The organism is Bradyrhizobium hipponense (genome assembly GCF_008123965.1).
GTDB classification, from domain to species: Bacteria; Pseudomonadota; Alphaproteobacteria; order Rhizobiales; family Xanthobacteraceae; genus Bradyrhizobium; species Bradyrhizobium hipponense.
This window is the reverse complement of the sequence record NZ_VSTH01000059.1, coordinates 16,395-37,749: the sequence shown is the minus strand read 5'-3', so window position 1 is coordinate 37,749 and position 21,355 is coordinate 16,395. Positions and strand designations below refer to the sequence as shown.

Genomic DNA, 21,355 nt, shown 5'->3' with positions numbered 1-21,355 from the left:
ATGGCCGTTGGTAAGGTTTCCGATTCCGATTTCGAAGCCGAGGTGCTCAAGGCGAACGGCCCGGTGGTCGTGGATTTCTGGGCGGAATGGTGCGGCCCCTGCCGCATGATCGCCCCCGCGCTCGACGAGATCTCCGGCGCGATGGGCGACAAGGTCAAGATCGTCAAGCTCAACGTCGACGAGAGCCCGAAGACTGCGTCGAAGTATGGCGTGATGTCGATTCCGACCCTGATGATCTTCAAGGGCGGCGAGATGGCCTCCCGCCAGGTCGGCGCAGCGCCGAAGGCGAAGCTTCAGCAGTGGATCACCTCCGCGGTCTGATCCGCTTCGCAACTTGCGATGATTTTTTGACAACGGCCGGCAAGATGCCGGCCGTTGTATTTTTTGTCGGCGGCAATCATGCCGATCTCGTTTCGGCAAGTTCGGCGAGACTGGCGAGAACATCGGGAAAGTCCGACGCGACAGCCGGACCGATCTCGGACGCCAGCGGCCCTCGGGCATCGACGGCGTAGACGACGCGCCTGCGCGCGGGTCCAAGGGGGTCGATGCGATGGGCGACCTTGATGACGAGATCGCCGACTCGCGTTTCGTCGATGAAGCACGCGTTCTCGCGGACCTCGATCAGTTGCGAGCGCAGCGCCTCCTCGCCGGGAGGCTTCATCGTGAACCAGGTGCCGGCCGCAAATGGTCCGTCGATGTCGATCTGCTCGATACCTGCGTTCCAGGTTTTCCAACCGGGCACGTCGCGGAAAATGCTCCAGATCGTCTCCGCAGTTGCAGATGTCTCGATCGCGTATTCGCCCTGCCAGAAATTGTCGTCGTTCATGCACGCCGCCCTCTTCAATAGGTGCGCTTATAATAAGCGCGCTTATTAAGGAGTCGAGGCAGTCGGGACGCGCGTCTATCCGATCCAGCCCGTCGCCAATGCGGTCGCCAGCTCCGGCTGGCTGTTTCGACGCGCGAGCGCGGCCATCGCCTCGTGATCGTACGTGACGTGGCGGAACGTGACCTGCCATGCACCATCGACCAACTCCAGGATCGCATAGCGCGCGTGCGGCGTGCCGGCTTCGACGACATGGGGAAACGGATGCACGTCGCGATAACCCGGGCTGCCGACGCTGCCGGGATTGACGATCAGCCGACCGTCACGCAGCCGCACGCTACGGGCGAGATGCGTGTGGGCGCAGAGGATCAGGGACTGCGTGACGTCTTGCGCGAATTGTTCGATGCGATCCACGGGCGACATCGCGACCGTGCCGTCAGGATGCACGGTATCGAGCCAATAGACCTCGTCATTGTCCGGCGTCGCGTGGCAAAGGAAGACCCGGTCGCGAAACACGCGTGTCATGGGCTGGGCGCGCAGCCAGCCGAGATGCGCAGCATCGAGCTGCGCATGCGCAGGGCGATCCCACGAGCCCATCTTCTCCGGGGGACGGTCGAGCAGATGGCGGTCGTGATTGCCGAGCACGTGCACGGCGTCGATTTGCATTAGAATCTCGATGGTCCGCCGCGCATCGAGCGGTCCGCTCAGCATGTCGCCGAGATTGACGATGTCGGCAATGCCCTGTGCCCGGATGTCGGCGAGCACCGCGTCCAGCGCGAGGTAGTTTCCATGGATGTCGGCAATCACGGCAAAACGCATTGGCATTCTCACTCGTGCCCCGGACGCAGCGCAGCGCTTCTTCAGCGATGCGCTGCAGAGCCGGGGCCCATGGAGCCTCTGGGTCCCGGCTCTAAGGCTCCTCGCTTACGCGACGAGCCTTGTCCGGGACACGAGACCCTCTATGCAGGAGGCGTGCCGTTGATGGCGAGCACGTGGCCGGCGAGATAGAGCGAGCCCGTGATCAGGATCCGCGGCGGCACCTCGTAGGCGAGCTTCGCCAATGTACGCAGCGCGGCCTCGATGCCTGGGGCGATCTCGACGCGCATGCCGAGGCTGCGCGCGGCATCCGTGACGCGGTCCACCGGCATCGCATTCTCGGTGCCCGGAATCGGCACCGCGATGATGTGGCGGGTAAGGCCGGCGAAATTGGCGAGAAACGCTTTCGCGTCCTTGTTGGCCATCATGCCTGATATCACGACCAGCGGCCGCGACACCCGCTCCTCGAGATCGCCGAGCGCTGCCGCCGCGACGCGTCCGCCCTCGGCATTGTGCCCGCCGTCGAGCCAGATCTCCGATCCCTGCGGGCCCCAAGCGAGCAGCTCGCCAGACGTGATGCGCTGCATCCGCGCCGGCCATTCGGCACCGACGATGCCGGCCTCGAACGCCGCTTGATTGACCTTGAAAACGTTGGTGGCGCGCAACGTCGCGATCGCAAGCCCGGCATTGTCGAACTGATGGCGGCCGAACAGCCGCGGCGCGGCAAGATCCAGCAGGCCGCGATCGTCGGAATAGACCAGCCGTCCGTGCTCGACATTGACATGCCAGGCTTCGCCTGCGGCAAACAGCGGCGCGCGCATGCGTCTGGCCTGCGCCTCGATCACGGTCATCGCTTCGCCCGCCTGCTCGGCGGTAATCACCGGCACACCGCGCTTGATGATCGCGGCCTTCTCGCCGGCAATCGAGGCGAGGGTATCGCCGAGAAAATCCATGTGATCCATGCTGACCGGCGTGATCACGCAGGCGGCCGGCGTCTCGATCACGTTGGTCGAGTCGAGCCGCCCGCCGAGACCGACCTCGAGCAGCACCGCATCGGCAGAGTTCTGCGCGAACAGAAGGAAGGCGGCCGCGGTCTTGAGCTCGAACACGGTGGCGGCCTCGCCGGCGTTAACGCGCTCGACTTCTAGCAGGGCCGCACGCAATTCATCATCGCCGACCAGCACGCCGCCTCCGGCACGGCCGAGCCGGAAGCATTCGTTGATCCGCACCAGATAGGGCGAGGTGTAGGCGTGGACGCGCACGCCCGCGGCTTCCAGCATTGCGCGCAAATAGGCGAGCGTCGAACCCTTGCCATTGGTGCCGGCGATATGAATCACCGGCGGCAGCTTGCGCTCGGGATGGCCGAGCCGCTCGAGCAGGCGGTGCATCCGCTCCAGCCCGAGATCGATGCGCTTCTGGTGCAGGGCCGACAACCGCCCGATCAATTCACCGAGCGACGGTTTTGCGCTGTCCGCGGAGCCGTTCACGCGTGCGGCGCGGCCGGCGCCACGTCGGCGGCCGACACGATCTGGGTCGGGCTGGCGACCGGCTGCGCCGATTTCGACACGGTCTCGAGCGCCGGCGATCTGGTCAGCAGACGGCAGAGCCGCGCCAGCGTCGGACGCAAATCATGGCGGTGCACGACCATGTCGACCATGCCGTGCTCTTTCAGGTATTCGGCGCGCTGGAAGCCCTCGGGGAGCTTTTCCCGAATCGTCTGCTCGATCACGCGCGCCCCGGCAAAGCCGATCAGCGCACCGGGCTCGGCGATCTGCACGTCGCCGAGCATCGCATAGGACGCTGTGACGCCGCCGGTGGTCGGATTGGTCAGCACGACGATGTAAGGCAGCTTCGCCTCACGCAGCATCTGGATCGCGACGGTGGTGCGCGGCATCTGCATCAGCGACAAGATGCCTTCCTGCATGCGCGCGCCTCCCGACGCCGCGAACACGATGAACGGCGACTTCTTCTCGACCGCGAGCTCGAGCCCGCGCACGATGGCCTCGCCCGCGGCCATGCCGAGCGAGCCACCCATGAAATCGAAATCCTGCACCGCGACGACGACGGCGGCACCCTCGAGCCTGCCGTAGCCGACCTTGATCGCATCGTTCAAATTGGTCCGGGCGCGCGCATCCTTGATGCGGTCGACATATTTCTTCTCATCGCGGAACTTGAGCGGATCGGGGGTGACGTCAGGCAATGCGACGTCGAACCACGTCTCGTTGTCGAAGATCGACTTCAGCCGCGCCACCGCGCCCATGCGCATGTGGTAGTTCGAGCCGGGAATGACGAACTGGTTGGCCTCGACGTCCTTGTAGAACACGAGCTGTCCGGAATCCGGGCACTTGATCCACAAATTCTCCGGCGTCTCCCGCCGCAGGATGTTGCGGATTTTCGGCCGAACCACATTGGTGAGCCAGTTCATGGTTTGCTCCGATGTGCGATTCCGCTCCGGGATCGCCTGAAGGGATATATGGCCGCCGGACCCTGCCCCGGCAAGCCGCCGTGTCGCCCGCCCTGAGAGCGGAATTATGGCCTACTCAGCCGCCGCTCGCGCGCCCCTGACGCCCTCCGCCAGGGACGCCGTCAGTTCAGCGACGGCGTTAATGGTTTTGCCGGTCGCCCGCCCTTCCGCATCGAGGCTGCTCCTGAGCGCATCGACCAGCGCGGTGCCGACCACGGCGCCGTTGGCATGCGAGGCGATGGAGCGGGCGGTCTCCGGCGTGCGGATGCCGAAGCCGACGCAGACCGGCAGTTTGGTGTGCCGCTTGATCCGGGCAACCGCCTCACTGACGGCGGTGGAGTCCGCAGCCCCCGCGCCGGTGATGCCGGTGATCGAGACGTAGTAGACAAAGCCCGAGGTGTTCGCGAGCACCGCGGGCAGGCGCTTGTCGTCGGTCGTCGGCGTCGCCAGGCGAATGAAGTTGAGGCCGGCCTTCATCGCGGGCAGGCAGAGCTCGTCATCTTCCTCGGGCGGCAGGTCGACGATGATGAGGCCGTCGACGCCGGCGGTCTTTGCGTCGGCGAGAAACTTGTCGACACCGTAGATGTAGATCGGATTGTAGTAGCCCATCAGCACGATCGGCGTGGCGTTGTCGTCCTTACGGAAGCCGTGCACGAGCTCCAGCGTCTTCTTCAGCGTCATGCCCGCCTTGAGCGCGCGCAGGCCCGCAGCCTGGATCGACGGACCGTCGGCCATCGGATCGGTGAAGGGCATGCCGATCTCGATCACATCGGCGCCCGCCTTCGGCAGCGCCTTGACGATCTCGAGCGACGTCGCCGGATCGGGATCGCCGGCCATCAGGAAAGTGACAAAGGCCGAGCGGCCCTGCTTCTTCAGCTCGGCAAAACGGGTGTCGATACGCGTGGTCACTTGGTCTTGCCTCTCAGGATTTCGCCGACCTGCGGCACGTCCTTGTCGCCGCGGCCGGAGAGATTGACGACCATCAGGTGATCCCTGGGCCGCTTCGGCGCGAGCTCCATCACCTTGGCGATGGCATGCGCCGGCTCGAGCGCGGGGATGATGCCTTCGAGCCGCGACAGCAGCTGGAATGCGGCCAGCGCCTCATCATCGGTCGCCGAGAGATATGTCACGCGCCCGGTCTCGTGCAGCCAGGAATGCTCCGGGCCGATGCCGGGATAGTCGAGACCGGCCGAGATCGAATGCGCGTCCTGGATCTGGCCGTCGGCGTCCATCAAGAGATAGGTGCGATTGCCGTGCAGCACGCCAGGGCGGCCGCCCGCAATCGACGCCGCATGCAGTTGCGTGAGCCCGTGGCCCGCGGCCTCGACACCGAAGATTTCGACCGAGGGATCATCGAGGAACGGGTGGAACAGGCCCATCGCGTTGGAGCCGCCGCCGATGCAGGCCACCAGCGAATCCGGCAGGCGGCCTTCGACCTCCTGCATCTGCACCTTGGTTTCGTTGCCGATGATCGACTGGAAGTCGCGCACCAGCGTCGGATAGGGATGTGGACCCGCCACCGTGCCGATGCAGTAGAAGGTGTTGTGCACGTTGGTGACCCAGTCGCGCAGCGCCTCGTTCATGGCGTCCTTGAGCGTGCGTGTGCCGGACTGCACCGGGATCACCTTGGCGCCCAGCATCTCCATACGGATGACGTTGGGCTGCTGCCGCTCGACGTCGACGGCGCCCATATAGACCACGCATTCCAGACCGAAGCGCGCGCACAGCGTCGCGGTGGCGACGCCGTGCTGGCCGGCGCCGGTCTCGGCGATGATGCGCTTCTTGCCCATGCGCCGCGCCAGCATGATCTGGCCGAGCACGTTGTTCACCTTGTGCGAGCCGGTGTGGTTGAGCTCCTCGCGCTTCAGATAGATCTTTGCGCCGCCGAGATGCTCGGTCAGGCGTTCGGCGAAATACAGCGGCGAGGGCCGGCCGACATAGTGCTTGAGATAGCCGTTCATCTCGGTTTGGAAGGCCGGGTCGGCCTTGGCGTCGGTGTAGGCCTTTTCCAGGTCGAGGATCAGCGGCATCAGGGTTTCGGCGACGAAGCGGCCGCCGAAGATGCCGAAATGGCCGCGTTCGTCGGGGCCGCTGCGATAGGAGTTTGGTTTGGCGATGTTCATCGGACGCTCAACTCTTGCGTGGCGCGCGCGGCGCGAATGAAGGCCTTGATCATCTCCGGGTCCTTCACGCCGGGGGCGCTCTCGACACCGGAGGACACGTCGACGCCGCCGGCGCGGGTGACGCGAAGGGCCTCGGCGAGGTTCTGCGCATGCAGGCCGCCGGAGACCATGTAGGGCAGGCTCAGCTGAAGGTTTTCGAGCAGGTGCCAGTCAAAGGGCGCACCGAGGCCGCCGGGCCGGGTCGCGTCTTTCGGCGCGCGCGCATCGAACAGGATGCGGTCGGCAATTGCGGCATAGCCGGGCAGCACGGCGAGATCGGCTGATGTTGCGACCGGCACGACCTTCATCACCGGGCGGTCGAACCTCAGCTTGATGTCGCGCAGCCGCGCCACGCTTTCCTTGCCGTGAAGCTGGAGGATATCGGGCGACAGCGCGTCCATGACGTTGCCCAGCGTCGCATCGTCGGCGTCGACGGTGAGCGCCACCTTGAGCGCACGCCCCTTGACCTGGCGGCCGAGCTCGCGCCCCAGCTCCAGCGACAGATGCCGCGGCGACGGCGGAAAGAACACGAACCCCACCATGTCGGCGCCCGCGTCGAGCGCCGCTTCAAGCGTCTCGCGCGTGGACAGGCCGCAGATTTTGACGAGCAGGGACATGGTCTCAAAGCAAATGACGGCCGCGGGCCCGCGGCTGGAGAACCGGGTTTTCGATTGCGGCCGCTTCTACAACGTCGCGCGCTGCTTGTCTCGCCCGATGGGCCCGTAAAGGCCCAGCGCGGAGCGAGCTGGAAGGCGCTGCGGATCGGGCCGCGCCGGGGCCGTCGAGGCCCGCAAATCGGTGAGCTCGGCCCTGGCGGTGCGCGCATCTGCCTCATGCCGTCGCGCCGCCCGCCGCCAGTGCCGCTGGCCGAACCAGACGGCCGAGCCGCCGGCCAGGACACCCAGCGCGGCCACCAGGATCAGAAGCAGGAACAGCGGCAGCGTGATCGACAACGACGGATCGTTCGAAATGAAAGGATCGAACGAGACGGTGACGAAATGCCGGTTGGCGACGGCGAAAACCACCAGGAGCAGGCCCAGCGGAATCACGATCAGCGCGGTCAGGAACTTTCGCATCTGGCTTCGCTCGCCTTGACTCAAGCGTCCGGCCGCATTGCAGCGGCCCTGGGAAATCCTGACGCCGGCCTCAGTCGGGCGCGCCCGGATCCGGATGGTCGCGATTCAGCCGCTCGCGCATTTCCTTGCCGGTCTTGAAGAACGGAACGCTCTTCTGGTCGACAGGGACATGGGCGCCAGTGCGCGGATTGCGCCCGGCGCGCGCGGGGCGATGCTTGACCGAAAAGGCACCGAAGCCGCGCAGCTCGACGCGATCACCGCGTGCGAGGGCCGCTACGATCTCTTCGAGAATCGCATTCACAATGTTCTCGACATCCCGCTGGTACAGATGCGGGTTGTGCTCGGCAATACGCTGAACAAGTTCGGATTTGATCATCGAGAGATAGGACCCGGGAGCGTGCGGATGACCATTTCCGTGAAAATGCCTTGATCTGTCAAGACGCTAAATCAAGGTTGAGTGTCGCGAAAATGCGTGACAAATGCCGAAAAAGCGGGCTGCCCCGACACCCGCAGTGCGGGAAAGGGCTCGGTCGCTCGCGCGGTTCCGGTCAATTCGACGCCGCCGGCTGCCACAAGGCCAGCATTCCATCCATTCCGAAGCGATCAACCGCCTGCGCGACGCCGGTTTGCCCGATCTGATGCGCAATCGAGCCTAAACCCAGCGCTTCCAGCGTAACGGCGGCGGCCGCCCTGAGGAACGTCAGATCGCTGAAGCGCGGCTGAAGCTTGTAGTCGCGCACGTTAAGCCCCTTCTTGACGCCCTTCCGCTCGACCAGCCAGGTGACCGCCGTCTTCTCGTCGCCGATCTGGTCGATCAGCTTGAGATCGATCGCCTGGCGCCCGGTGAAGACGCGGCCATCGGCCACTTTCTCGAGCTGCGTGTCATCCATGCCACGCCGCTCCTTCACCAGTCCCTTGAACCAGGCGAAGGAATCCTTGACCAGCGCGTCGAGCGCGGCGCGCGCCTCGGGGCTGGTCGGCTCGAAACCGTTGGGCGCGGCCTTCAGCGGCGAGGACTTCACCTCCTCGACCTTGACGCCGATGGTCTTCAAGAGCTCGGTGACATTGGGATACTGGAACAGCACGCCGATCGATCCGACCAGCGAGCTCTGCTGGGCGACGATGTGATCGCTGGCGATCGCGGTGATGTAGCCTCCGGAAGCGGCGAGACCTTCGACCACGACGACCAGCGGCTTCTTCGCCTTCAGCCGTACGAGCGAGTCGTAGAGTTGCTCGGAGCCGGCGGTAGTACCGCCCGGCGAGTTGATGTGGATGATGACGGCTGCGGCCTGCGAGTTTTCGAGCCGCTCCAGCGCCTGGGTGCGGTCGGAATCGCTGCGGATCAGGCCGTCGATCTGTACACGCGCAATCGAGCCTGCGGACGCGAAGGTGCCGCGCGCACCAGGCGTCGCGATCAGCGCAAAGCCTGCAATCGCCGCGATCACGATCAGCGCGGCGAAGACTCGCCAGAAGGTCAGCTTGCGGCGGATCCTGCGACGATCAACGATGATGTCCGAATCGAGCGACATCGGAATATCTCCAAATGAAAGGCCAGGCGCGTTGTGCCGTCACAGCGTGACCATCGGCTTATCTGGATACATCAATTGCGGCGCAATTTGAAGAAAACAAGACCGGTCCTGGTTGGGCCGAGATCTTGCCACACGCTCCCTCGTCGTCCCGGACAAGCGCAGCGAAGCGGAGCGCCGATCCGGGATCCGTACCCACAGGATTGAGTTTGGCGAAGACTCGGAGTTGCCAACCCGCGCCAAACCACTCCCTGTGGTTATGGATCGCGGATCTACGCGCGCTTAGGGCGCGCTTGTCCGGGACGACAGCGGAGTTCGCGAAGGCCGCAAACAAAAAGCCCCGGCTCGCGCCGGGGCTTTGATGCTTGCGAAACAGGCGTTTCGCTTACTTGTCACGGTTCTTGAGCGCGGTGCCGAGGATGTCGCCAAGCGTCGCCCCCGAATCGGAGGAGCCGTACTGCGCGATGGCTTCCTTTTCTTCGGCAACTTCGAGCGCCTTGATCGACACCTGGACCTTGCGGGCCTTCTTGTCGAACTGGATCACCCGGGCATCGACCTTCTCGCCGACGGCAAAGCGTTCGGCGCGCTGGTCGTTGCGGTCACGGGCAAGCTCCGAGCGCTTGATGAAGGTCGAGAAATCGGTACCGGTGATCTTCACCTCGATGCCGCTTTCCTTCACTTCGAGCACTTCGCAGGTCACGACCGCGCCCTTCTTGACGTCGCCTGGCTCGGCGAAAGGATCGCCTTCGAGCTGCTTGATGCCGAGCGAGATACGTTCCTTCTCGACGTCCACATCGAGCACCACGGCTTTCACCACGTCGCCCTTCTTGTAGTTGTCGATCACCTGCTCGCCCGGAAGCTTCCAGTCGAGGTCGGAGAGATGGACCATGCCGTCGACGTCGCCCTCGAGACCCAGGAACAGGCCGAACTCGGTCTTGTTCTTGACCTCGCCCTCGACCGTCGAACCGGTCGGATGCCCTTCGACGAAGACCTCCCACGGGTTGCGCATGGTCTGCTTGAGGCCGAGCGAGATGCGGCGCTTGACGGAATCGACTTCCAGCACCTGCACTTCGACTTCCTGCGAGGTCGACACGATCTTGCCGGGGTGCATGTTCTTCTTGGTCCACGACATCTCGGAGACGTGGATCAGGCCTTCGATGCCCGGCTCGAGCTCGACGAACGCGCCGTAGTCGGTGATGTTGGTGACGCGGCCGGTGAAGCGGGCACCCAGCGGGTACTTGGCTTCGATGCCCTGCCACGGATCATCCAAGAGCTGCTTCATGCCCAGCGAGATGCGGTGCGTCTCGTGGTTGATCTTGATGATCTTGACCTTCACGGTCTGGCCGATCGACAGCACCTCGGTCGGGTGGTTGACGCGGCGCCAGGCGATGTCGGTGACGTGCAGCAGGCCGTCGATGCCGCCGAGATCAACGAACGCACCGTAATCGGTGATGTTCTTGACCACGCCGTCGATGACCTGACCCTCTTCGAGGTTCTGCACCAGCTCCTGACGCTGCTCGGCGCGGGTCTCTTCCAGCACCGTGCGTCGGGAGACGACGATGTTGCCGCGGCGGCGGTCCATCTTGAGGATCTGGAACGGCTGCGCGTTGTTCATCAGCGGCGCAACGTCGCGGATCGGACGGATGTCGACCTGCGAGCGCGGCAGGAAGGCCACGGCGCCGTCGAGGTCGACGGTGAAGCCGCCCTTGACCTGGTTGAAGATGACGCCGGTGACCTTTTCGTTGTTCTGGAACGCCTTCTCGAGCTTGCCCCAGCTTTCTTCGCGGCGCGCCTTGTCGCGCGACAGCACGGCTTCGCCGAGGGCGTTCTCGATGCGATCGAGGAACACTTCCACCTCGTCGCCGACCTTGAGCTCGCTGTCACGGCCGGGGCCGGAAAATTCGCGCAGCGCGACGCGGCCCTCGGTCTTCAGGCCGACGTCGATGACGGCCATGTCCTTTTCAATTGCAACTACCTTGCCCTTGATGACGGAGCTTTCCTGCAGGTTGCCACCGGCGAAGGACTCGTCGAGCATCGCGGCGAAATCGTCGCGCGAGGGGCTATAGGTATCAGCAGAAATCGAAGCCATTTGTTCTCCAGTTGCGGATGTCTTGCCGGCCGTTGGGTTCATGGGCGTCTCGGGCGCGCAGTGTCGGAAGGTCCGCAGAACCTTCGGGCGACCGCTCGCTGCTCCGGCTGGCACCGGAACGGCGGAAGCGGGCCGGCTGAGGCCCGCGCGTTCGAAACGTGGAATCTTTTGTCCGGAGCCTGGATCGCGCCGGTCCCAAAACAGGGACCGAGGTATCGACCTCAAAGAGCGGGAGCGGGCGCTTCCTCCAATGACGACCGCGGCTTAACCCCGCGGACGGCCCGCTCGAACGGCCTCGATAATGTCGATGGCGGCCCGGACCCCGCCTTCTATATCCAGTTGGGAGTTATCTAGCAAGTAAGCATCGGGGGCAGGTTTCAGGGGTGCGATCGGGCGATTCTTGTCCCGCTCATCGCGCTGGATGATGTCGGCAAGCACGGCCGCCTCGTCCGCCTCCTCGCCCCTCGCCTTGGCCTCCATAGTCCGGCGGCGCGCGCGCACCCTGGGGTCTGCGACCACGAAAATCTTCACGTCGGCATGGGGGCAGATCACGGTTCCAATGTCGCGGCCGTCCAGCACTGCCCCTGGCGGGTCGGCGGCGAACTGCCGCTGGAAATTGACCAGGGCTTCGCGAACCCTGGGGATTGCCGAGACGATCGAGGCGCCCTCGCCGACCTTCTGCGTTTTCAGGGCGGGATCGCCGAACTTTTCGGGATCGAGTTCGAGCGCTGCCGCGACTGCGGCCGCCTCGTCCCGCAGGTCATGCCCGGACTGCATCAGGGCGTAGGCCACCGCACGATAGATCACGCCGGTATCGAGGTGACGATAGCCGTAATGATGGGCAAGCCGCTTGCCGAGCGTCCCCTTGCCCGAGGCCGCAGGCCCGTCGATGGCGATGATCATGAAAACTCGGCTCCCAGCGAACGCATCATCGGAATGAAATCCGGAAAGCTGGTGGCGATGAAGGCGGTGTCGTCGACGGTGACCGGCTGGTCGGACGCGCAGCCCATCACCAGCGCGGACATCGCGATACGGTGGTCCATGTGGGTGGCGACGAGGCCGCCACCAGGTACATGACCGCGGCCTTCGACGATCAGATCGTCGCCGGAGACCTCGACCTTCACGCCGTTGACGCGCAGCATGTCGGCGGTGGCTTCGAGCCGGTCGGATTCCTTGACCCGCAGCTCCTGCAGGCCGCGCATGATCGTGGTGCCTTCGGCGAAGGAGGCCGCGACCGCCAGCACCAGATATTCGTCGATCATCGAGGGCGCACGCTCCGGCGGCACCTCGACGCCGCGCAGTTTCGAGGCGCGCACGCGCAACTGCGCCATCGGCTCGCCGGCATCGCCGCGAACTTCGCTTTCCTCGATCGAGGCGCCCATTTCACGCAGCGTGATGAACAGGCCGGTCCGCAGCGGATTGGTCATGACGTCGGACAGAATGACGTCGGAGCCTTCCACGATCAGGGCGGCGACGACTGGAAACGCCGCCGAGGACGGATCGGCCGGCACCACGACGACGGCGCCATGCAGTTCAGGCTGTCCCACCAGTGCAACGCGGCGGCCATGCTGGCCCTCCTGCGTCGAAGTGATGTCGGCGCCAAAATGCTTCAGCATCAGCTCGGTGTGGTCGCGGCTGGCTTCGGTCTCGATGACGGTGGTCGTGCCCGGCGCGGCCAGGCCCGCGAGCAGCACGGCCGATTTGATCTGGGCCGAGGCCACCGGGGTTTTGTAGGTGATCGGCAGCGGATCGCGGGCGCCCTGGACGGTTAGCGGCAGACGGCCGCCCTCGCCGCCGGAAACGACCCTGGCACCGATCTTTTCGAGCGGGTCCAGGATTCGGCGCATCGGACGGGTGCGGAGCGAGGCATCGCCGTCGAACACCGCCGAAATCGGGCAGCCGGCAACGGCGCCCATGACCAGGCGGCAACCCGTGCCGGAGTTGCCGAAATCAAGCGCCGCCTTGGGCTCGGCGAAGCCAGCCACGCCCACGCCGTTCACCTTCCAGGCAAAATCGCCGGTGCGCTCGACCCTGGCGCCCAGGGCCTGCATGGATTTCGCGGTATTGAGAACGTCCTCGCCTTCGAGCAGGCCGGAAATCCGGGTCTCGCCGACCGCCAGCGCGCCGAGGATCAGGGCGCGATGCGAGATCGACTTGTCCCCGGGCACCCGTACTTTCCCGGTCAGGGGACCGCTGGCGCGAGACTTGAGCGGCCTCGGTTGGTCGGAATGGGTCAAGATTGTGTCCTTGGATGTGCCCTCAAGCGGCGGGAGCGCAGGTACCACATGGTCCTTGCTCCGTCACGGCATGTCATTCTCCCGTAATGCGCTATTGACAGCGGGCCGCCAACTAGCCAAGTGAAACACCGCTTTTCAGACATTCCAGGATTCCTCTGCCGTGGCCAAGTCCGAACTCGGAACCAAACGTATTTGCCCGACCACGGGCAAGAAGTTCTATGACCTCAATAAGAATCCGGTGATCTCGCCCTATACCGGCGAAGTTGTGCCGATTGCCCCGCTGGCACCGGCTCGCGCGGGCCGTGGCGCCGAAGCCAGACATGCTCCTGTTGCCGACACCACGCCGGAGCCGGCGGAGGCTGAAGAATTGGTCTCGCTCGAGGAGGCCGACGCCGAGGAGAGCACCGGCAAGGTCAAGGCCGTTGTGCCCGAATCCGAGGACGACATCGAGGTCGACGAGACCATCGAGGACGATGACGACGATGATTCGACCTTCATCCCCGACGACGAAGAGGGCGATGAGGACGTGACCGACATCATTGGTGATGTCGGCGGTGACGAAGAGACTTGAGATAATTCCAGAACTGTGGTTCTGGGTCTTTCCCGACGCGTCGCCCAAGGCGCGTCGGACGGTTAAGGGGCCATAGCTCAGCTGGGAGAGCGCTTGCATGGCATGCAAGAGGTCGGCGGTTCGATCCCGCCTGGCTCCACCACGCTTCGCCCTTCGGGCTACGCGTGGCGCAGCCGCGCAGAGCCCGATGGGTGAAGCGTGGTGTCCGGCGAAGCCCGAAGGGCGAAGACGGACTGGCAACGTTGCTTGGCCCGCTTAGCGACTACCCAGGCGAAAATCGTCAATGTGGTACGTCTATATCATCCGCAGCGTCGAATTTCCCGAGCAGGAATACATAGGGGCCACAGAGGATCTGAAACGCCGCATCCCCGAGCACAACGCCGGCAGGTCCACGCACACTGCTAAGTTCAAGCCATGGGTACTCGTCTGGTACTGCGCTTTCCCCGACAAACTCAAAGCTCTGGCATTCGAGAAATACCTGAAGTCGCACTCTGGCCGCGCATTTACGAAGAAGCGCCTTTGCTGATCCCTACTCCCCGGTCACGGCGTTGAGCCTGTCGCGCAGCGCGACGATCTCGTCCTTCATCGTCACCAGTTCCGATACCGAGCAGTCCGATGCCGCCAGGATCGACTGCGGCACGGCGCGTGCTTTTTCCTTCAGCGCATGGCCCTGCGGCGTCAGCGCGATCAGCACCAGGCGCTCGTCATCGCTGGAGCGCGTGCGCTTGACCAGATGGGCAGCCTCCAGACGCTTCAGCAGCGGCGTCAGCGTGCCTGAATCGAGAAACAGGCGTTCGCCGATATCCTTGACCGGCACATCGTCGCGCTCCCACAGCACCAGCATCACCAGATATTGCGGATAGGTCAGGCCGAGCCGGTCGAGCAGCGGCTTGTAGACGCGGTTGAAGGCATGCGCGGCCGAATAGACGGCAAAGCAGATCTGGTTGTCGAGCCGCAGCGGCGCGTCCGCCGCCGATTGTTTCCGAGCCATGTTCGATCTCACGAGATTCGTTCCGCCATTCTGGGACCTGGCGGCCGCGTATTCAATTGCGAACAATTAAATGTGAGGCACTCCAATTTCAATTGCGCGCAATCTAATTGTCTGCGATATAGGTGCCCGCCACCCGAAAAACCACAGGGAGACCACCATGTCCGTGAATGTTCTCTACAAGACCAGCGCCAAGGCCACCGGCGGCCGCGACGGCCATGCCGCAACGCTCGACGGCGCCCTCGACGTCAAGCTCACCACGCCGAAGGAGCTCGGCGGCGGCGGCGGTGCCGGCAACAATCCCGAGCAGCTGTTTGCGGCCGGCTATGCCGCCTGCTTCATCGGCGCGATGAAGTTCGTGGCCTCCCAGGGCGGACCGAAGGTCCCGGCCGACGCCTCCGTCACCTCGACCGTCGGTATCGGCCCGCGTTCGGCCGGCGGGTTCGGCCTCGACATCGATCTTTCCGTCTCGCTGCCGGGCCTTGCCCGTGCCGAAGCTGAGGCCCTGGTCGAGAAGGCTCACCAAGTGTGCCCCTATTCCAACGCCACCCGCGGCAATGTCGACGTCCGCCTGACCGTCGTCTGATCGGAACGGCGGATCGGCTGGCCCGAGATCCCCATCGGGCCGGCCAATTCCGTTTGATTTCCACCGGCGCATGCGGCCCCACGTTTGGGGCCATTGCTGGCGTGCACGAACCTCGCTAGGCCTTGTGATCAACAATCGACACAGGGGAAGCGAAGGCATGAGTTCTGAAGCCGCAGGTTCTGAAGCCGTAATGGGCGCGATGAGCGGACTGCGCGTCATCGATCTCACGCGCGTGCTCGGCGGCCCCTACTGCACCCAGATCCTCGCCGACCACGGCGCCGACGTGATCAAGGTCGAGCCGCCCGCCGGCGACGAGGTGCGCGACTGGGGTCCTCCCTTCCACGAGGAAGACGCGGCCTATTTCGTCGGCATTAACCGCAACAAGCGCTCGATCGGTCTCGACCTCGCCTCCGAGGGCGGCCGCATCGTGCTGCTCAAGATGCTGGAAACGGCCGACGTCCTGATCGAGAATTTCAAGCCGGGCACGCTGGAGAAATGGGGCATCGGCAACGAGGTGCTGCGCAAAAGGTTCCCGCGCCTCGTGCATTGCCGGATCTGCGGCTTCGGCGCCGACGGCCCGCGCGGCGGCAATCCCGGCTATGACGCCATCATCCAGGCCATGACCGGCATGATCGCGGCGACCGGCTCGCCCGAGAGCGGGCCGATGCGGATTGGCGTGCCGCTGGTCGACATCACCACCGGGCTCCATGCGGCGATCGGCATCCTGATGGCGCTGTCGGAGCGGCAGCGTTCCGGCCAGGGCCAGTTCCTGGAGACGACGCTGTACGAGACCGGCCTTGCCATCATGCATCCGCACACCGCGAACTATTTCATGCATGGCAAGCCGCCGGGCCTGACCGGCAACGAGCATCCCAACCTCGTGCCCTACGCGATCTTCCCGACCAAGACCGACGACATCTTCATCGGCGTCGGCAATGACGGCACCTTCCGCAAGCTCGCCAAGGAGATCGGCAAGCCCGAGCTCGGCACTGATCCGCGCTTTGCCCGCAACAAGGACCGCATCGCCAATCGCGAGGCGCTGCGCGCCGAGCTCGCCGCGGTGTTCAGCCAGCACGAGGCCGAGCCGCTGTGCGATCGCCTGCTCGCCGCGGGCCTGCCCGCAGGTCCCGTGCAGAAGATCGACCAGGCCTTGACCAACCCGCACACGATCCACCGCGGCGATATCATCGAGAAGGATTGGTACAAGGGCGTCGCCTCACCGATCCGGCTCGATCGCAGCAAGCCGAGCCTGCGCCGGTTGCCGCCGAAATTCAGCCAGCACGCCGCCGAGGTGCTGGGCGAGTTCGGGTACTCCAGCGCAGAGATCGACGCGATGGTCGAAAAGGGCACCGTCTGCGGACCCGAGCGCAAGCGCTAAGGCTGAGACGAGAACAAGGCCGAGCGGCAGCGCAGGTGCGCTCCCTCTCCCGCTTGCGGGAGAGGGCCGGGGAGAGGGTGCATCCGCAACGGGGCAATCCCCAAGGGGAGAGAGCCCTCACCCGGCGCTCCGCGCCGACCTCTCCCGCAAGCGGGAGAGGTTAAGGGAGACCGGAGCCGCATCGGATCCCCGCCATTCCGCACCGACGGCGCTCGCCTTCCGCATCGTCCGATGCCGCATTGCGGCGCGGGCGCGCGCGTGCACCGCGAACGGATCACGCAGCCCGCGTCTTCGCCTAATTGACGGCTTCCCTTTTGCAGCGCTTGCCGCTTTCGTTTCGGCCGCTTACACAGTCATGTGAACGTCATATGGCGCTGCTAGCGCAAGCGATCAATTTTGACGGCCCTAGGGAGGTTTTCTTGATGGCACTTCGACACTTTGGTGCGGCTGCCGCCGTTGCAGTCACGTTTGGTTTGGGCGCCTCGCCGGCCCTGGCCGTGACTGAAATCCAGTGGTGGCACGCGATGACCGGCGCCAACAACGACGTCATCGTCAAGCTCGCGACTGACTTCAACGCCTCGCAGAGCGACTACAAGGTCATCCCGACCTACAAGGGCAACTACCCCGACACGATGAACGCGGGCATCGCGGCGTTCCGCGCCGGCAACGCACCGCACATCATGCAGGTGTTCGAAGTCGGCACCGCGACCATGATGGCCGCAACCGGCGCGGTCAAACCCGTCTACAAGCTGATGGCCGAGGCCGGCGAGAAGTTCGATCCGAAGATCTACCTGCCCGCCATCACCGGCTACTATTCGACCTCGAAGGGCGAGATGCTGTCGTTCCCCTTCAACTCGTCCTCGACTGTGATGTGGGTCAATCTCGACGAGCTGAAGAAGGCGAACGTCGAGATCCCGAAGACCTGGCCTGAAACGTTCGAGGCCGCCAAGAAGCTGAAGGCTGCCGGTCACGACACCTGCGGCTTCTCCGGCTCCTGGATCACCTGGGTCAATCTCGAGCAGCTCTCCGCCTGGCACAACGTGCCGCTCGCCAGCAAGGCTAACGGCCTCGACGGATTCGACACTGTGCTGGAGTTCAACGGACCGCTCCAGGTCAAGCACCTCGAAACCCTGGTCGAGCTCCAGAAGAACAAGACCTACGACTATGCCGGGCGCACCAACACCGGTGAAGGCCGCTTCACCTCCGGCGAATGCCCGATCTACCTGACCTCGTCGGCGTTCTTCGGCAACGTCAAGGCGCAGGCCAAGTTCAACTTCACCGCGGTGCCGATGCCGTATTATCCGGACGTCAAGGGCGCACCGCAGAACTCGATCATCGGCGGCGCCTCGCTGTGGGTGATGGGCGGCAAGTCGGCCGAGGAATACAAGGGCGTCGCGAAATTCCTGACCTTCCTCTCCGACACCGATCGCCAGGTCTACATCCACAAGGCCTCGGGCTATCTGCCGATCACCAAGGCAGCCTATGAGAAGGCCAAGGCAGAAGGCTTCTACAAGGATCAGCCCTATCTCGAGACCCCGCTGCTCGAGCTGACCAACAAGGAGCCGACCGAGAACTCGCGTGGCCTGCGCCTCGGCAACATGGTTCAGCTCCGTGACGTCTGGTCGGAAGAGATCGAGCAGGCGCTGGCCGGCAAGAAGACCGCCAAGCAGGCGCTCGACGCCGCGGTCGAGCGCGGTAACACGATGCTGCGGCAGTTCGAAAAGACCGCCGTCAAGTGAGGCAATGAGCGGCAGGCCACGCATTCGCGGCCTGCCGCTCTGCTGACATCATGCAAAAGCAAGCCATTTTCCAAGCAAGGCTATTGCCCTATGTGCTGGTTGCGCCGCAGCTCGCGATTGTCCTGATTTTCTTTTATTGGCCGGCCTTGCAGGCGGTGATCCAATCCTTCCTGCTCCAGGACGCCTTCGGCCTGTCGACGACCTTCGTCTGGTTCGAGAATTATCTCGAGCTGTTCAGGGATCCCTCCTATTTCGCGGCGATCGTCCGGACCTTCTTCTTCTCGTTCGCCATCGCCGTCTCGTCGCTGTCCTTCGCGCTGCTGCTCGCGGTGATGGCGGACAAGCCGCTGCGCGGCTCGATTCTCTATCGCACGCTGCTGATCTGGCCCTATGCGGTGGCACCGCCCGTGGTCGGCGTGCTCTGGATCTTCATGCTGCATCCCTCGCTCGGCGTGCTCTCGCGCTATCTGCGTGCGATGGGTGTCGACTGGAATCCGCTGCTCGACGGCGACCAGGCCGCAGCGCTGATCATCCTGGCCGCCGCGTGGAAGCAGATCTCCTATAATTTCCTGTTCTTCCTCGCCGGCCTGCAAGCGATTCCGAAGAGCGTGCTCGAGGCCGCTGCGATCGACGGCGCGCGCCCGATGCGGCGGTTCTGGACCGTGACCTTCCCGCTGCTGTCGCCGACCATCTTCTTCCTCCTGGTCGTCAACATCGTCTATGCCTTCTTCGATACGTTCGGCATCATCGACACCATGACCCGCGGCGGGCCCGGAACGTCGACGGTGACGCTGGTCTACAAGGTCTATTCCGACGGCCTGCTCGGCGGCAATCTCGGCAGCTCCGCGGCGCAATCGGTGATCCTGATGGTCATGGTCATCGTGCTGACGGGAATCCAGTTCCGCTTCGTCGAACGCAAGGTGACCTACTGATGGTCGAGGAAGAGGGCTTCAGGCGCTACGTCGCCCACATCATCCTGTGGATCGGGATCGCGATCGTCGCCTTCCCGGTCTACATCGCGATCATCGCCTCCACCCAGGACAACGCGCTGATCGCCAACGGGCAGATGTCGCTGTTGCCGGGCGGCCATTTCTTCGAGGTCTATTACCAGACCATCTTCGTCGGCACGAGCGGCTCGACCCGCGAGCCCGTCGGCAACATGATGCTGAACTCGCTGGTGATGGCGCTGGCGATCGCAATCGGAAAGATCGCGATCTCGATCATCTCGGCCTATGCGATCGTCTATTTCCGCTTTCCATTCCGGATGCCGATCTTCTGGATCATCTTCATCACCTTGATGCTGCCGGTCGAGGTGCGCATCTATCCGACCTACAAGATCGTCGCCGATCTGCACATGCTCGACAGCTATGCCGGCCTGTCGCTGCCGCTGATCGCCTCGGCCACCGCGACGCTGCTGTTCCGGCAGTTCTTCATGACGGTGCCGGACGAGCTTCTGGAAGCCTCGCGCATCGACGGCGCCGGCCCGGTCCGCTTCTTCTGGGATACGCTGCTGCCGCTGTCGCGCACCAACATGGCGGCGCTGTTCGTGATCCTCTTCATCCTCGGCTGGAATCAGTATCTCTGGCCGCTGCTGATCACCACGCGCGACGACATGCAGACCATCCAGGTCGGCATCCGCAAGATGATCACCACCACCGATGCGCTGACCGAATGGCCGATCGTGATGGCGACTGCCGTGCTGGCGATGCTGCCGCCGGTGTTCGTCGTGGTCGTCATGCAGAAACTCTTCGTGCGCGGACTGGTCGAGACGGAAAAGTAGGTTCTTGGAAGTGAGTTGTTATGGCTAACGTCACCCTGCGCAACGTGCGCAAGACCTATCTCGGCGGCTTCGAGGCCATCAAGGGCGTCAACGTCGATGTTGCCGACGGGCAGTTCTGCGTGCTGGTCGGCCCCTCCGGCTGCGGCAAGTCGACCCTGCTGCGCATGGTCGCGGGCCTCGAAACCGTCACCGGCGGCGAGATCGATATCGGCGGCCGTGTCGTCAACCAGGTCGAGCCCGCCGATCGCGACATTGCGATGGTATTCCAGAACTACGCGCTCTATCCGCATATGAGCGTCTACAACAACATGGCCTACGGCCTGCGCAACCGCGGCATGGCGGAAGCCGAGATCAAGACCCGCGTCGAGGAAGCCGCGCGCGTGCTCGAGCTGACCTCGATGCTGGAGCGCAAGCCGCGCCAGCTGTCCGGCGGCCAGCGCCAGCGCGTCGCCATGGGCCGCGCCATCGTGCGCCAGCCAAAAGTGTTTCTGTTCGACGAGCCGCTCTCCAATCTCGACGCCAAACTGCGCATCGCGATGCGGGTCGAGATCCGCAAACTGCAGCGCCGGCTGAACACGACGTCGATCTACGTCACCCACGATCAGCTCGAAGCGATGACGCTCGCCGATGTTCTCGTCGTGATGAATGGCGGCCAGGTCGAGCAGGTCGGCAATCCGCTGGCGATCTACGAGAAACCGGCGACAACGTTCGTCGCCTCCTTCATCGGCGCCCCGCCGATGAATTTGATGTCGATCCGCCAGGACGAGATCACCTCGCAGCTCGGCGATGGCCGCGCGAGCGAGGCCGGCATTCTCGGCATCCGCCCGGAAGATTTCGTCATCACCGACCAGACACCGGTCGGCGGGATCGCGCTGCCGCTGACCGTGGAGGCGATCGAGCGCGTCGGCGCCGAGACCTTCATCTACGGCGCGCGGGCGCATGACGAGCAGCGCATCGCCGCCAATCCCGGCGAGCTGCCGCCGGGCGAGGTCATCGTCCGGATTCCCGGAACCGAGGCCCCGGCCATTGGCGAGAAAATCCGCGTCGCCGCGGTACAGGCGAAGCTGCATCTGTTCAGCTCCGACGGGCGGACGCGGATCGAAATCTGACCGGTTCCGAA

General features: G+C 64.4%; 23 protein-coding genes and 1 tRNA gene. 10 read left to right on the top strand and 14 right to left on the bottom strand.

What is annotated here, in order from left to right; all coding sequences use genetic code 11:
• Positions 1–321: a thioredoxin gene (trxA, locus tag FXV83_RS19415; RefSeq protein WP_148741002.1), complete on the top strand. Its 321-nt coding sequence runs from the start codon at positions 1–3 to the stop codon at positions 319–321.
• Positions 322–397: 76 nt separating this feature from the next.
• On the opposite strand, the gene FXV83_RS19410 is transcribed toward trxA, so the two are convergent.
• From FXV83_RS19410 to aroA, 13 genes are all read right to left on the bottom strand, one after another.
• Positions 398–826 carry an SRPBCC family protein gene (locus tag FXV83_RS19410; RefSeq protein ID WP_148741001.1) on the bottom strand — a complete coding sequence of 143 codons (429 nt, stop codon included), beginning with the start codon at positions 824–826 and terminating at the stop codon, positions 398–400.
• A 75-nt stretch (positions 827–901) separates the two neighbouring features.
• The gene (locus FXV83_RS19405) at positions 902–1,642 is read right to left on the bottom strand and encodes a metallophosphoesterase family protein (protein ID WP_187436008.1); all 741 of its coding nucleotides are present in this window, start codon (positions 1,640–1,642) and stop codon (positions 902–904) included.
• Positions 1,643–1,782: 140 nt separating this feature from the next.
• Entirely contained in the window at positions 1,783–3,126 is a 1,344-nt protein-coding gene (locus FXV83_RS19400) for a bifunctional folylpolyglutamate synthase/dihydrofolate synthase (protein WP_148740999.1), read from the bottom strand.
• Complete coding sequence (gene accD / locus FXV83_RS19395; protein ID WP_148740998.1) at positions 3,123–4,064, bottom strand: acetyl-CoA carboxylase, carboxyltransferase subunit beta; 942 nt, start codon at positions 4,062–4,064, stop codon at positions 3,123–3,125. Before accD ends, FXV83_RS19400 begins: the two co-directional genes overlap by 4 nt.
• Positions 4,065–4,175: 111 nt before the next feature.
• Positions 4,176–5,012, bottom strand: coding sequence for a tryptophan synthase subunit alpha (gene trpA / locus FXV83_RS19390; RefSeq protein WP_148740997.1), 837 nt, complete (start codon positions 5,010–5,012; stop codon positions 4,176–4,178).
• Positions 5,009–6,226, bottom strand: coding sequence for a tryptophan synthase subunit beta (gene trpB / locus FXV83_RS19385; RefSeq protein WP_148740996.1), 1,218 nt, complete (start codon positions 6,224–6,226; stop codon positions 5,009–5,011). Before trpB ends, trpA begins: the two co-directional genes overlap by 4 nt.
• The gene (locus FXV83_RS19380) at positions 6,223–6,882 is read right to left on the bottom strand and encodes a phosphoribosylanthranilate isomerase (protein ID WP_148740995.1); all 660 of its coding nucleotides are present in this window, start codon (positions 6,880–6,882) and stop codon (positions 6,223–6,225) included. The genes trpB and FXV83_RS19380 overlap by 4 nt, the downstream gene beginning before the upstream one ends.
• Positions 6,883–6,948: 66 nt before the next feature.
• On the bottom strand, positions 6,949–7,341 hold the full coding sequence (locus tag FXV83_RS19375; RefSeq protein WP_148740994.1) for a lipopolysaccharide assembly protein LapA domain-containing protein: 393 nt from the start codon (positions 7,339–7,341) through the stop codon (positions 6,949–6,951).
• 70 nt (positions 7,342–7,411) lie between these two features.
• Positions 7,412–7,717 (bottom strand): integration host factor subunit beta, encoded by a 306-nt coding sequence (locus FXV83_RS19370; protein ID WP_007598410.1) that lies wholly within the window; start codon positions 7,715–7,717, stop codon positions 7,412–7,414.
• 172 nt (positions 7,718–7,889) lie between these two features.
• Positions 7,890–8,870: a signal peptide peptidase SppA gene (gene sppA, locus FXV83_RS19365; protein ID WP_148740993.1), complete on the bottom strand. Its 981-nt coding sequence runs from the start codon at positions 8,868–8,870 to the stop codon at positions 7,890–7,892.
• A gap of 382 nt (positions 8,871–9,252) precedes the next feature.
• On the bottom strand, positions 9,253–10,956 hold the full coding sequence (rpsA, locus tag FXV83_RS19360) for a 30S ribosomal protein S1 (protein ID WP_187436007.1): 1,704 nt from the start codon (positions 10,954–10,956) through the stop codon (positions 9,253–9,255).
• A gap of 264 nt (positions 10,957–11,220) precedes the next feature.
• The gene (gene cmk / locus FXV83_RS19355) at positions 11,221–11,859 is read right to left on the bottom strand and encodes a (d)CMP kinase (RefSeq protein ID WP_148740991.1); all 639 of its coding nucleotides are present in this window, start codon (positions 11,857–11,859) and stop codon (positions 11,221–11,223) included.
• Positions 11,856–13,193: a 3-phosphoshikimate 1-carboxyvinyltransferase gene (gene aroA / locus FXV83_RS19350; protein ID WP_148740990.1), complete on the bottom strand. Its 1,338-nt coding sequence runs from the start codon at positions 13,191–13,193 to the stop codon at positions 11,856–11,858. Before aroA ends, cmk begins: the two co-directional genes overlap by 4 nt.
• A 160-nt stretch (positions 13,194–13,353) precedes the next feature.
• On the opposite strand from aroA, the gene FXV83_RS19345 reads away from it, so the two are divergent.
• From FXV83_RS19345 to FXV83_RS19335, 3 genes are all read left to right on the top strand, one after another.
• Entirely contained in the window at positions 13,354–13,764 is a 411-nt protein-coding gene (locus tag FXV83_RS19345) for a TIGR02300 family protein (RefSeq protein WP_148740989.1), read from the top strand.
• Between the two features lie 66 nt (positions 13,765–13,830).
• Positions 13,831–13,906: transfer RNA gene (locus FXV83_RS19340), tRNA-Ala, on the top strand.
• 141 nt (positions 13,907–14,047) lie between these two features.
• Complete coding sequence (locus FXV83_RS19335; protein WP_148740988.1) at positions 14,048–14,290, top strand: GIY-YIG nuclease family protein; 243 nt, start codon at positions 14,048–14,050, stop codon at positions 14,288–14,290.
• Positions 14,291–14,293: 3 nt separating this feature from the next.
• Here FXV83_RS19335 and FXV83_RS19330 read toward each other — a convergent pair whose 3' ends face one another.
• Positions 14,294–14,755, bottom strand: coding sequence for a MarR family winged helix-turn-helix transcriptional regulator (locus FXV83_RS19330; protein ID WP_148740987.1), 462 nt, complete (start codon positions 14,753–14,755; stop codon positions 14,294–14,296).
• Between the two features lie 157 nt (positions 14,756–14,912).
• Between FXV83_RS19330 and FXV83_RS19325 the strand changes: the two genes are divergently transcribed.
• From FXV83_RS19325 to FXV83_RS19300, 6 genes are all read left to right on the top strand, one after another.
• Positions 14,913–15,338 carry an organic hydroperoxide resistance protein gene (locus FXV83_RS19325; protein ID WP_148740986.1) on the top strand — a complete coding sequence of 142 codons (426 nt, stop codon included), beginning with the start codon at positions 14,913–14,915 and terminating at the stop codon, positions 15,336–15,338.
• 157 nt (positions 15,339–15,495) lie between these two features.
• Positions 15,496–16,716, top strand: coding sequence for a CaiB/BaiF CoA transferase family protein (locus tag FXV83_RS19320; RefSeq protein ID WP_148740985.1), 1,221 nt, complete (start codon positions 15,496–15,498; stop codon positions 16,714–16,716).
• A gap of 422 nt (positions 16,717–17,138) precedes the next feature.
• Positions 17,139–18,455 carry a sn-glycerol-3-phosphate ABC transporter substrate-binding protein UgpB gene (ugpB, locus tag FXV83_RS19315; protein WP_148740984.1) on the top strand — a complete coding sequence of 439 codons (1,317 nt, stop codon included), beginning with the start codon at positions 17,139–17,141 and terminating at the stop codon, positions 18,453–18,455.
• A 50-nt stretch (positions 18,456–18,505) separates the two neighbouring features.
• Positions 18,506–19,387, top strand: coding sequence for a sn-glycerol-3-phosphate ABC transporter permease UgpA (gene ugpA / locus FXV83_RS19310; protein ID WP_148740983.1), 882 nt, complete (start codon positions 18,506–18,508; stop codon positions 19,385–19,387).
• The gene (gene ugpE, locus FXV83_RS19305) at positions 19,387–20,235 is read left to right on the top strand and encodes a sn-glycerol-3-phosphate ABC transporter permease UgpE (RefSeq protein WP_148740982.1); all 849 of its coding nucleotides are present in this window, start codon (positions 19,387–19,389) and stop codon (positions 20,233–20,235) included. Before ugpA ends, ugpE begins: the two co-directional genes overlap by 1 nt.
• A gap of 20 nt (positions 20,236–20,255) precedes the next feature.
• A complete protein-coding gene (locus tag FXV83_RS19300) occupies positions 20,256–21,344 on the top strand; it encodes a sn-glycerol-3-phosphate import ATP-binding protein UgpC (protein WP_148740981.1) in 1,089 nt (362 codons plus the stop codon).
• Positions 21,345–21,355: the final 11 nt, after the last annotated feature.